The following is a 12,976-nucleotide window of genomic DNA, read 5'->3' on the forward strand; positions in this document are numbered from 1 at the left end:
GGGTCGTCCCCCTGGGGTCAGTGCTGAGCCGGACACGTGGTCATGAGTGCGGCGACGGCCGCGACACGGGTGCCGGTGAGCAGGGTGTGGTGGGTGCCGTCGGTCCGGTCGGCGGTGGTCCGGCCGGTGGTGAGCGGGGCCCAGCCCCACTCGGCGGAGTCCGCGTGGGGGTGGTCGGCGAACTCGCTGACCCTCCCGTGCGCCGCCCGGATCACGGTGGTGTCGGCCGTGATCGTCCCGGCGCGGTAGCGGTGGCAGGCGGTGATGATTCCCCGGAACACCGGCCAGCTGAGGGCCAGGTCGGCGGCGTCCGGGAGGTCGAGCCCCTGTTCGCGGGCCAGCGCCACGGCCCGGGCGAGCCGTTCCGCCGCCGGGGCCGCGGCCACCTCGGCGGCCGCCCCGGGGCGCACGGCCGCCGGGTCGAAGCCGATGTCCAGGTCCTCCAGGAACCAGAGCAGCACGGCCGCCTCGTCCGTCTCCCGGGCCCCGTCCGTCTCCCGGGCCTCTGGGGCGGCGGCCCGCTCGGGGGCCGGGGAGTCGATCACCACGAAGCGCTCCACCGTCTCGCCCCGCTGCTCCAGCAGCCGGACCAGTTCGAAGGCGATCACCGATCCGGAGGACCAGCCGGCCACCCGGTACGGCCCGTGCGGGCGGACGGCGAGCAGCGCCCGCGCGTAGCACTCGGCCAGCTCCTCCACCGTGTCCAGCGGCGCCCGGCCCACGCCCGGGCCGGGCGCCTGGAAGGCGTGGGCGGGGCCGTCGAGCAGTTCCGCCAGGCCCCGGTAGCAGAGCACGTTCCCGCCCGCCGGGTGCACCAGCAGCCAGGGCGTTCCGTCGCCGGTGGCGTCGAGCGCCACCAGCGGGGACCACTCCTCCTGCCCGGCCTCCAGGAGGGCGGCGAGCTCGGCGACCGTCCGGTGCTCCAGCAGCGCCCCGAGCGGGGCGCGCAGCCCGAGCCGCTGGCCGACCAGGCCGATGACGCGCAGCGCCGCGAAGGACTGCCCGCCGAGCTCGAAGAAGTCGTCGTGGACACCGACCGACTCGATGCCGAGGACCGACTCCCAGATCTCCACGAGGACCTTCTCGGTCTCCGTCCGGGGGGCGGTGTACGTCCGGTCCTGCCCGTCGCAGGCCGGGCCCATGGCCTCCAGCGCGCGGCGGTCCAGCTTGCCGTTGGCGGTGAGCGGCAGGTCGTCGAGCACGACGACGAAGCTCGGCACGAGGTGGCCGGGCAGCCGTTCGGCCAGGAAGCCGCGCAGTTCCTCGGGTTCCGGACGCGGTGCGCCCCGCTCGGCCACGGCGTAGCCGGCGAGCTGGCGTCCCGAGCCTGCGGTGCGGGCGACGACGACGGCGTTCCGTACGGCCGGGTGCCGGGCCAGGGCGTGCTCGATCTCGCCCGGTTCCACCCGGAAGCCCTGGATCTTGACCTGGAAGTCGGCGCGGCCCAGGAACTCGATGTCGCCGTCGGGGCGGTAGCGGCCGAGGTCGCCGGTGCGGTAGAGCCGCTCGCCGGTGGCCGGGTCGGTGACGAAGGAGGCGGCCGTCCGGGCGGGGTCGTTGAGGTAGCCGAGCGCGACTCCGGTGCCGCCGATGTACAGGTCGCCGGTGACCCAGTCGGGGGCGTCGCGGCCGGTCCGGTCCAGCACCCGCCAGGTCTGGTTGCCCAGGGGGCGGCCGTAGGGGATGCTCGCCCAGTTCGGGTCCACCCGGTCGATCGGGTGGTGGATGGACCAGATCGACGCCTCGGTGGCGCCGCCGAGGCTGACCACGCGCGCCCCGGGCGCGATCCGCCGGATCAGCGCCGGGAGCCGGACGGGGATCCAGTCGCCGCTGAGCAGGACCACGCGCAGCGCGGGGAAGGTCAGCCCGGCCTGCTCGGCGGCCTCGGCGAACAGCTGCATGATCGCCGGTACCGAGTTCCAGACCGTGACGCCGTGCTCGCGCACCAGGTCGGCCCACTGCCCCGGGTCGGCCGACCCGGGCGGCGGCAGCAGCAGGGTCGCGCCGGCCTCGGCGGTGCCGAAGACGTCGTAGACGGACAGGTCGAAGCAGAGCGAGGACACCCCGAGGACCACGTCGCCGGGGCCGATGCCGAACCGGCGGTTGATGTCGACCACGGTGTTCAGCGGCCCGCGGTGGTCGAGCACCGCGCCCTTGGGCCTTCCGCTCGACCCCGAGGTGTAGATGACGTACGCGGTGTCGCCCGCATCGCCCGCCCGGGCCGGTGCGGGACCCGCTTCGGCGGCGGGCTCCCCCGCCGTCAGCACCGGGCAGGCGGCGACGGCGGCGATCGACTCCCGTTCCCCGGCCGAGGTGACCACGGCCGCCGCGGGGGTGTCGGCGAGCAGTTCGCCCACGCGTTCCCGCGGCCAGGCGGGGTCGATGGGCACGTAGGCGGCGCCGGCCGCGAGCACGCCGTACACGGCGGCGATCTGCTCGTCGCCCTTCGGCAGGACGACGGCGACCTTGTCCCCGGGGCGCACCCCGGCCGCGGCCAGCCGGGCGGCCAGCTCCTGGGCGCGGGCGTGCAGTCGCCCGTAGTCCACGGCGCCGTCCGCGGTCAGCACGGCCGCGGTGTCGGGCCGCTGCGCGGCCTGCCGGGCGAGCGCGCGGTCGAGCAGGCCCGTGGGTACGGGGCCGGCCGTGTCGTTGACGGCGGCCCGGCGCTCGCGCTGGGCGGCCGGCAGCAGGTCGAAGGAGCGGTGCTCCCAGGCGGCCGGGTCCTCGGCGAGCAGCAGGAGCAGGTCGCGGTAGGCGGCGTGCATGGCGTCGATCAGCCCGGCGGGGAACATCGCCTCGATGAGGTCCCAGACCACCCACAGGCCGCCGTCGCTCTGCTCCCAGAACTGGTTGTCGAGCAGCACCTGGGGCGTCTCCAGGTGGCTGAAGACCGGCTGGTCCAGGTGCCCCATGAACAGGCCGCTGCCGACCACGAACGGGCAGGCCGCCCGGCCCGGGGTGCGGCGCACCTGGTTGAGGGTCTGGAGCACCTTCACCCCGCTCCAGTAGGTGTGCTCCATGTCGGTCATGACCCGGGTCTGCAGCCGCCGCGCCCGGTCGTGGAACGGCTCGTCGTGCCGCCAGTCCACCTCCAGCGGGTAGAGCGAGGCGAAGTTGCCGACCACCTCGGTGATCTGGGGGTGGATCGGCAGCCGGTGGGTCATCATGTTGTTGAGCAGGAAGTGCCGCGAGCCGCTCCAGTGCGCCACCGTCTCGGCGTAGACCGCGTACACCGCGTTGGTGGGGGTGACGCCGTGGTCCGTGGCGCGCCGCTTGAAGCGGGCCCACTGCTCGGCGTCCAGGGTGAACTCGCGCCGGGTCAGCCGGGCCCGGGTCCGGGTGTCCGCGCCGCTCACCAGCGGCAGGTTCGGCGCCTCGGGCCAGTCGGCCATCCGGTCGCACCAGTACGCCCGGGAGGCCTCGCCGCGCTCCGACTCCTCCAGCGCGGCCAGCGCCAGCACGCAGTCGCGGTAGCCCAGTTCGAGGTCGTCCACGGCCTCGGACGGGTCGTGGTAGGCGCGCAGCACGCTGTCCAGGAAGCGGCCGGTGCCCGGGCCGTCGCTGAAGAAGTTGTTGTTGTTGTAGTGCAGCCGGGCCCGGCCGTCGCCGTAGCGGGTGATCCGCACGTCCATCCAGGGCCAGGTGTCCAGCGGGAGTTCGGCCGCCTGCATCTCGTCGCGGGTCCGCTCGACGGCGGCCATCGCCTCGGCCTCGCCGGCCTGCCGCAGGTCCGCCACCCGCACCCGTACGGGCGCCGGGTCGCGGACGGTCTCCAGTTGGAGGTCCTCCCGCACCACCACCAGGCTGCCGCGCTGGCGGTGCAGCATCCGGTTGAGCGCGGCCTCGAAGCGCTCCGGGTCGAGCTCCGCGAAGTCGAACTCCATGTACTGGTGCGGCCGGACGTGGTACTCGAACTGGGCGGTGCTGCCGACCAGGAAGGACATCTGCAGGTCGGACGGGGGGAACGGGTCGTGGCGCCGCTCGGGGTCGGGTACCGCCCGCGGCAGCGCGCCGGCCTGCCGGGCGGTGTCGCCCTGCTTCAGGAGCGCGATCAACTCGGCCTTGTTCTCGGCGAGTTCGTGCCGGATGTGGTCGGGAAGCGAGCCGGCGGCGGCGCGCACCTCGATGCGGTCGCCGTCGACCAGCCGCAGCCGGACGCCGTGCTGGGCGAGCCGGCCGAGCAGCTCGGCCGGGTCGCCGTGCCGTCCGTGTGCTGTCATTCCGGGAACTCCTGTTCGGGCGGTCGGGGGCGCGGGCCCTGGCGGGCCGGGCCCCGCGGGGAGGCTGGGCGAAGTCGGGTGGTGGGGAACGGGGCGCGACGGCGCCCGGTGGTGCGGGGGCGGGGCCGCCGGGACGGCCCGCGGTCCTCGGAGACCGCGGGACGTCCCGGGGCGGCCGACGGCACGGCCCGCGGGCGGATCAGAAGGTGAGGACCTCGACGTCCCCGGCCTCGTCGGCCCCGCCGTCGTCGGCGGCGACCAGGCTCCGGAGCGTGATCTGCCGCAGGATCAGGTCGACCACGTCGGCGACGGTGTTGCCGCCGAACACGAAGGAGGGCGGGACGTCCGCGGAGAAGTCCGCCAGCAGCCGGTTGCGCAGCCGGACCGCGGTCAGCGAGTCCAGCCCCAGCTCGTTCAGCCGCCGGTGCCCGAAGGTCGGGCGCAGCTCGTCCCGCTGGCGCGCCGTGAGGCCCAGCAGCTCGCCGGCGGCGGCCAGCAGTTCCTCGGTGACGGCGGCCCGCCCGGCCCGCGGGTCGCGCAGGGCGAGCTCGACCACCTGCTCGGCGGTGCGGTGCCCGGCCGGCTCCGCCGGCGCCTGCGGCGACCGCCCGTCGAGGGACGGCTCGGCGGCCCGCTCCGGGGCCAGGCCGCTCAGCAGGGTGTACGGCGGCCGCCGGTCGTCGGCGGCCGTGAACGCGGCCCAGTCGACCGCCGCCAGGCCCACCACCGGCAGGCCGCCGCCCAGCACGCGCCCGAAGGCCGTCAGGGCCTCGTCGGTGCCGATCCCGGTGATGCCGGCGCGGGCGAGCCGGGCGAGCAGCTCCGGGCGGGCGGCCAGGCCGGCCTCGGCCCACGGGCCCCAGTTGATGCTGAGGGCCGGCTGCCCGTCGTGGCACCGCTGTTCGGCGAGAGCGTCCAGGAAGGCGTTGGCGGCGGCGTAGTTGGCCTGGCCGGCCGAGCCGGTCATCGAGGCGAGCGAGGAGTAGAGCACCAGGAAGTCGAGCCCGGCGTCGGCGGTCAGGGTGTGCAGGTGCTGCGCGCCCCGGACCTTCGGCCGCAGGACCTCGGCGAAGCGGCCGCGGTCGAGGTCGACCAGCGGGGCGTCGTCGGTGGTCCCGGCGGCGTGGACGACGCCGCGCAGCGGGGGCAGCTCCCGGCCGATCCGCCCGAACAGGCCGGTCATCGCCGGCAGGTCGGCCACGTCGGCGGGCCAGAGCTCGACCCGCACACCGGCGGCCCGCAGCTCCGCGACCTCCCGCGGGGGTTCGGCCGGCACGGAACGGCCCGTCAGCACCAGGCAGCGCGCGCCCAGGTCGGCGAGCCGACGGGCGGTGGCCAGGCCCAGCGCGCCGAGCCCGCCGGTGACCAGGTAGCTGCCGTCCGCCCGGACGGGCGCCGCCGGCGAGCCGCCGAGCGCGGCCTCCCGCAGCCGGGCGGCGTACCAGCGGCCGTCCCGCACCGCCAGGTGGCCGCGCCCCGCGAGGCCGGCGACCCGCGCCAGCAGTCCGGCCAGCGTCGGCGGGGTCCGGCGCGGTTCGAGGTCCACCTGGACGCAGGTGAGGTCGGGGTACTCGGCGACGACCGCCTTGGCCAGTCCGGTCAGCGGCGCCTGGCCGGCGTCCGGGCGGGTCGGCGCCTGCGGCACCCGCACCGCGCCGGTCGAGCAGACGACCAGGTCAGGCCGGTCCGCGCCGAACTCCCGCAGGAACCCGCGCAGGATCGCGAAGGCCGTGCCGGCGAGCACGACGGCGTCGTCCCCGGCGCTCTGGAGGACCAGTCCGGCGACCCCGTCCACCCGGCCGCGGGCCTCGGCGAACAGCCGGGCCACCGCCTCGTCCGAGGCGTCCGGGGCGATCAGCAGACCCAGGGCCGGGACGGCCGCCTCGGCGCACCAGCCGTCCACCAGCGACGCGTCCGTCCCGCAGACCAGCCAGGTGCCCGGCCGGCCGGCGGTACCCGCCTCCGGCGCCGGCACCCAGTCGGTGCGGTAGCCCCGCACCGCGGCCCCGGCCGCCGCTCCGGCCGCCGCCGCGATCCGCTCCGGCGCGACCGGCCGCAGCCGCAGCGCCTCGACGGTGGCCAGCCGTTCGCCGTCCTCGGACACCAGGTCCAGGTCGAAGGAGCGTTCGCCGTCGGCGCCGGTCCCGGCGTCCCGGGCCACGCACCACAGCCGCGCGGGCAGCGGACGGTGGACGGTGATCCGGTCGATGCCCACCGGCAGGAGCAGGTCCCCGGTGTCGCCGAGGAACGCGGCGGTCGTGTGGAAGCACGCGTCGAGCAGGACGGGGTGCGCCCGGTACGCCGCCCGGTCCTCGGCCGGGAGGTCCGCCTCCACCAGGCCGACGGCCTCCTTCCCGCCCGCCCACAGCGCCCGGAGGGCGCGGAAGGCCGGGCCGTACTGGAGGCCCCGGGCGCGCAGCGTCCCGTACAGGGCGTCGACGTCCCGCTCGGCCAGGGCGGCCCGCAGGAGGCCGGGGTCGACCCGGGTGTCCGGGGCCGGCGCGGCGGGCCGGGCGGCCTCCACCGTGACGTGCCCCGTCCACGCGGCCGCCCCGGACACCCGCGCGAAGCCGCGGACCCGGTGGCCGTCCGGCAGGGGCTCGACGACCGCCTGGGCGGTGACGGGCGCGTCCTGCGGCAGGGCGAGGAAGGCGGTGAAGGACACGCCCTCCAGCGTCCGGGGCCCGTCACCGGCGACCTCGCGGACGGCCGCGTCGGCCCACTCCGTCATCGCGGCGGCGGGCAGCACCGGCCGCCCGGCCACCCGGTGCTCGTCGAGGTACCACGGCTGCCCGGCGGTCAGCGTGCGGGAGAACCAGTGGCTCCCGGCACCGGCCAGCTCGACCGGCGCGCCGAGCAGCGGGTGCCGTCCGTCGCCGCCGTCGGTGAACCAGTGCCGGGTCGGGGCGAGCGGGTGGCCCGGCAGCGGGACCGGCAGCGGCGGCCGGCCGTGCTCCCCGTCCCGGTCCCGCAGGACCCCGGCCCAGTCGACCCGTCCGCCCCGGACGTACCACTCGGCCAGCCCGCGCCGGAAGCGGCGGTCGTCGGTGTCGTCCCGGTGCAGCGTCGGCAGGCCGACGGCGTCGGTGAGCACGGCCTCGACGAGCGGACCGAGCACCGGGTGCGGCCCGCACTCGACGACGGTGGTGCAGCCGAGCGCGGCCAGGGCGGCCAGGCAGTCGCCGAACCGCACCGGTTCGAGCGCGTGCCGGGCGAAGTAGGCTGCCGAGAACTCCCGTTCGACGGCGCCGGTCAGGTTGGCCACCACGGGGATCCGGGGGGCACGGAAGTCGACCGTCGCGGCGATCCGCTCGAACCGCGCGACCGGCCCCTCCATCAGCGGCGAGTGGAACGCCCGGGTGCCGTGCAGCCGGGTGACCTTCGCGCCCCGCCGCTCCCAGTCGGCCGCCAGGTCGGCGGCCGCCCGCACCGCGCCCGAGACCACCACGTCCTCCGGCCCGTTGAGGGCCGCGAGCACCACCGAACGGTCCTCGGGAAGGTCCGCGCACAGCTGCGCGACCAGCTCGCGGCCGGCGTGGACCGCGTACATCGACCCGGCCTCCGCCAGCTCCTGCATCAGACCGGCGCGGGCGACCACCAGCCGGACCGCGTCGGGCAGGCTCAGCACGCCGGCGACGCAGGCCGCCACGTACTCGCCGAGGCTGTGCCCGGCCACGGCGTCGGGCCGCACCCCGCAGGCGCGCCACAGCTCGGCCAGCGCGTAGTCCACGGCGAACAGGGCCGGCTGGGCGAACTCGGTCCGTTCCAGGTCCAGCCGCGGGCCCGGGGCGTCGCACAGCGTCGGCAGCAGGGAGACGCCGAGCTCCGCGCGCACCAGCGCGTCGACCTCGTCGAGCGCCGTGCGGAAGGCCGCGTGCCCGAAGTACAGCGCCTTGGCCATCCCGGGGTACTGCGCGCCCTGGCCGGTGAACACGAAGGCCACCGGCCCGGGACCGCCGCCGTGCGCGACGCCGTGCACCACCGCGGGGGACGGCAGGCCGTCGCGGTACGCCTCCAGGGCCTCCGCGGCCTCCCGGTCCGACCGGGCCAGCACGGCGAGCCGGTGGTCGTGGTGCTGGCGCCGGGCGCCCGCCGTGTGGACCAGCGCGCTCCACGCCGGGGCGGCGCCGCCCTCCCCCGCCAGCACCCCGGCGTAGTCGGCGGCCAGCCGGCGCAGGGCGGGCCCGCTCTTCGCCGAGACCGGGAGGAAGGACCACTCGCCGCCCTCCGCGGCCTCCACCCGGGCCCGCCGGGCCGGCGCGCCGGAGAGGATCACATGGGCGTTGGTGCCGCCGAAGCCGAAGGAGCTGACGGCCGCCGCCCGGGCGGGGCCCTCGGGCCACTCCGTCGTCGCGCGCGGGATCCGCAGCCGGGAACCGTCCAGTCCGATCAGCGGGTTGACCGTGTCGACGTGTAGGGAGGCCGGGATCCGCCGGTGCTCCAGGCAGAGCACCGCCTTGATCAGGCCGGCCATGCCCGCCGCGGCCTCCAGGTGGCCGATGTTGCTCTTCACCGAGCCGACGTGGAGGTCCGGGCCGGCCGACCCGCCGTACACGGCGCGCAGCGCGCCCATCTCGATCGGGTCGCCGAGCCGGGTGCCGGTGCCGTGGGCCTCGACGTAGCCGACCTCCTCCGCGGTCAGGCGGGCGGACCGCAGGGCGGACCGCAGCACGGCCTCCTGGGACGGTCCGTTCGGCGCGGTCAGCGTGCTGCTGCGCCCGTCGGAGGAGACGGCCGAACCCTCGACCAGGGCGCGGATCCGGTCGTCGGCGGCGACCGCGTCGGACGCCCGCCGGAGCACCACGACGCCGCAGCCCTCGCCGCGCACGTAGCCGTCCGCCGCCGCGTCGAAGGTCTTGCACCGGCCGTCCGGCGCGAGCATGCCCGCCTCGGTGAAGACCGTGGTCAGCCCCGGGTCCAGGAGCAGGTTGACGCCGGCCACGACGGCGAGGTCGCACTCGCCGAGCCGCAGGCTGGTGCACGCCTGGTGGAGGGCCACCAGGGAGGACGAGCAGGCCGTGTCCACCACCTGGCTGGGGCCGCGCAGGTCCCACAGGTAGGAGATCCGGTTGGCCGCGATGCTCGACGCGTTGCCGGTCCCGTCGTGGGCCGTGACCGGGACGCCGGCCCGGGCCTGGAGCCGGCCGTAGTCGTTGGTGCTGATCCCGACGAAGACGCCCGTGCGGCCCCCGGCCAGCGCCTGCGGGTCCACCCCGGCGTCCTCCAGGGCCTGCCACACCGTGGTCAGCAGCAGCCGCTGCTGCGGGTCCGTCCGGCGGGCCTCGTCGCGGGAGACCCCGAAGAAGGCCGCGTCGAACTCCTCGGCCCCGTCGACGAATCCGCCCCGGCCCGGCTCCCCGTGCTCCAGCCGGTAGCCGAGCAGACGGCGGTGCGCCGGGACCTCGGTCACCGCGTCCCGGCCGTCCAGCAGCAGCTGCCAGAACGCCTCGACGTCCTGGGCACCGGGCATCCGGCAGGCCATGCCGACGACGGCGATCGCCTCGCGGTCGTCGGCCGCCCCGGCGGATCCGGCCCGCTCGGTCCGGGCGGCCTTGTCGGTCCGCTCGGTCTTGTCGGTCCGCTCGGTCTTGTCCGTCCCGTCGGCCTCGTCGGTCTCGTCGGTCGAACCGGCCCGGTCGCCCGTGAGCGCGGCGGCCAGCGCCGCGACGGTGGGGTGGTTGTAGAGGTCCTTGGCGTCGACCGGGGCGCCGAGCCAGGCCCGGAGGTCGGCGGCGAGTCCGGCGAGCCCCGCGGAGTCGAGCCCGAAGGAGCCGAAGGGGGCGTCCTGCGGGACATCCCGGGGGGTGAGCCGGCGCAGACCGGCGATCCGCTCGGTCAGCCAGTCGGCCACGGCCTTCCTGGAGCGCTCCGGCGCGGCGTCCGCGGGGGTGTCGAGGACGGCCGCCACGGAGGAGACGTGGACCGGCTTGAGCCCGTCCTCCAGGAAGAGCCGCTTGCACTCCTGCCGGCGGACCTTGCCGCTCGACGTCAGCGGGAGCTGGGCCGGGCGGATCAGCACCACGGTCCGCGGGTCGAGTCCGTGCTCCTCGACGACGGCGAGCCGGATGCTGCGGACGACCTCGTCGCGGTCGGCGCCGCGGAATCCCTCCCGGGTCAGTTCGCTGACCACGACCAGCTGTTCGACGCCCTCGGCGTCCTCCACCGGGAAGGCGACGCCCTTGTCGCGTTCGAGGGCCGGGTGGGAGTCCGCGACGGTCAGCTCGATGTCGTGCGGGTAGTGGTTGACACCGCGGACCACGATCAGGTCCTTGCGCCGTCCGGTGATGTACGTGTGCGGGCCGAGCCGCCCGCCCAGGTCCCCGGTGCGCAGGTACGGGCCGCTGCCGTCGGCCAGACAGGCCCCGAAGGCGGCCTCGGTCGCCTCGGCGTTCCGCCAGTAGCCGGGGCTCACGGTGTCGCCGCTCAGCCAGAGTTCACCGCACTGCCCGTCGGGGACGGGGGTCCGGGTCTCCGGGTCGACGACCAGCAGTCCGGTGTCCGGCAGGACGTCGCCGTTGCTCGGCAGGAGGCGGCTTCCCGGCGCGCCGTCCGCCACGCGCCGCAGCCGTCCGCGCCCCAGCTCCTCGATGTCGAAGGAGGCGAGTCCCAGCGGCTCGTCGCGCCGGCGCACCGTCACGGCGAGCGTGGATTCGGCCATTCCGTAGGCCGGGGTGAAGATGTCGGCGCGACATCGGAACGGGGCGAACTCGGCGGCGAACCGCTCGATCGACTGCGGGCGAATCGGTTCGGCGCCGATCATCAGCGTGCGGAGCGCGGAGAGGTCCAGGCCCTCGCGGTCCTCGGGGCGGATGCGGTCACAGCACAGGTCCAGCGCGAAGTTGGGGCCGAAGGTCAGCGCGGCCCGGTAGCGGGTGGCCGCGGCGAGCCAGCGCAACGGCTCCTGGACGAAGTCGATCGGCGCCAGCAGCACGTTCGTCGCACCGGCCCGCAGCGGGAACAGCAGGCCGGCCACCAGGCCGAAGTCGTGGAAGAGCGGCAGCCAGGACAGCGACACCTCGTCCGGCCCCAGCTCCAGCCCGTCGGCGAGCATGTCGAGCTGCTGGACGATGTTCCGGTGGGTGACCATCACACCGCGCGGGCGCCCCGTCGAGCCGGAGGTGTACTGGAGGTAGCCGACGTCGTCCGGGCGGAGTTCGGGCTCGCGCCAGTCCTCCGGGTCCGCGGCGGTGAGCTCACTGGTCGTCATCACGGCGCAGGAGGAGGGGAGTTCCTCGACCATCGACCGGACCCGGTCGGCCCCCACCACGGCGAGCCGCGGGTCGCAGTCGTCGACGATGCCTTCGACCCGGGCCCCCTTGCGGCTCCGGGTCGGCGGGAAGGCGGGCACCGCGATCGCCTGCGCGTAGAGGCAACCCAGGAAGGCGACGGCGTAGTCGACGCCCTGGGGCAGCAGGATGAGCACGCGCTCGCCGGCCAGGCCGCGGGCCTGGAGCCCCGCGGCGAACGCCCGGGCGCGGCGGTCGTACTCGGCGAACGACAGCCGGTCGAGCTCGCTCTCCCCCTCGGCCAGCATGATGATCGCCGGCTTCTCCGGAAACTCGTCAGCTCGTGCACGAACATCATTGACAATGGACACGGAGAAATCCGGACGAGACTTTGTTGCCACGCTTTATCCCGCTTTCGGAGCAGCCTGAAGTGACACACGTGAAGCCGTGAAGGAAACCACTGGAAACCTGCCGGAACGGCAGTGAAAAGTACTCGGGCAGACAAAAGGAAGGGGAGGCGACAACGCGCCTTCAACCCTCCGACCCGAGGCGGCCTCAGCAGATGCCGGGCATATCCGTTCGCATGGACAACACCACCCTCGACCACTCCCCCGTTTCGCACTCCGGCCGGCCCGGGCTGCCGCGTGATCCGCCGCCCCACCCTGCCGGAGTCCATTGAATTGATGATCACCGTAATGAGCGACCAGGGGTGCGTCAAGCATCGTCGGAGTTCCTCACAAGCGAAATGCAAGACCACCTCTTCCCCGACACCTGTGAAGAAAGAGTGCGAAAGGGCGGCCAGCGTGCAGAAAACGGGCATTGCCGCCATACGACCCCACCGGCCCCCGGGGCCCGGACCCCCGCCGCCCGACCCGGCCGCAACCGTCGGGTCGAGGTCGCACCGCCCGTACGCTGCACGAATCCAGCCCCACGGCAGCGGATCAGACGCTCCGTCAAGATCAAAGAACCGGCGGATACGGCTGGCGCTCCCTACCGAAGCGATCTATGCTCTGTTTCGGCCGCATGACCGAATGGGCTGCCCGACACGGGGAGGTGGGCACGGGGAGCCCGGTCGAATCGGATCGGCCCACGGGCCCCGCGCGGGGATTCGGCGGGAAGTCCACAGACGCATTCCCGCCCGAACTCGGGGGCGAGTTCCAGCACTCCGCGGCATTCCAGGTCGCCGCACCGACCACCCGCCGGGCCGGGTGGGGGAACAGTTTGAAACTGTTGGCGTGGACATTGCATGACAATGCGCGATCGCTGAGCCGTCAGAACTTCACAGGAGACGGCCCGTTCGGATTTCCTGCCACCGGCCACGGGGCCGCTTGATCCGGGATTCCCCGGACTCCTCGGGCATCCGCCGAGCCGTGGGCCCCGCCGCACCGGGCGGGCGAGGAACAGCTTTCGACAATGGGGGACGACTGCATGACCGCGACTGACTACGCGTCGTTGGCGGAGAGAGCAGGCCGTGAGTTGGAGGAGGCCTCCGCGCAGGAGGTCCTCGCCTGGGCGGCCGAGACCTTCGGC

Annotated in this window: 2 protein-coding genes; both read right to left on the reverse strand. The window is 75.3% G+C overall.

The features are described 5' to 3' along the window. Nucleotides 1–17 precede the first annotated feature (17 nt). Nucleotides 18–4,220, reverse strand: a complete 4,203-nt coding sequence (locus tag ACFVGO_RS36275) for an amino acid adenylation domain-containing protein (RefSeq protein WP_380636397.1) — start codon at nt 4,218–4,220, stop codon at nt 18–20. 199 nt (nt 4,221–4,419) lie between these two features. Next, entirely contained in the window at nt 4,420–11,847 is a 7,428-nt protein-coding gene (locus tag ACFVGO_RS36280; protein ID WP_380636399.1) for a type I polyketide synthase, read from the reverse strand. Nucleotides 11,848–12,976: the final 1,129 nt, after the last annotated feature.

This window comes from Kitasatospora sp. NPDC057738, from assembly GCF_042798815.1.
GTDB lineage: Bacteria > Actinomycetota > Actinomycetes > Streptomycetales > Streptomycetaceae > Kitasatospora > Kitasatospora lactacystinica.

Coding starts and splice junctions, on each gene's coding strand:
- ACFVGO_RS36275 (WP_380636397.1), bottom strand. CDS start 4,220: ATGACAGCACACGGACGGCACGGCGACCCGGCCGAGCTGCTCGGCCGG.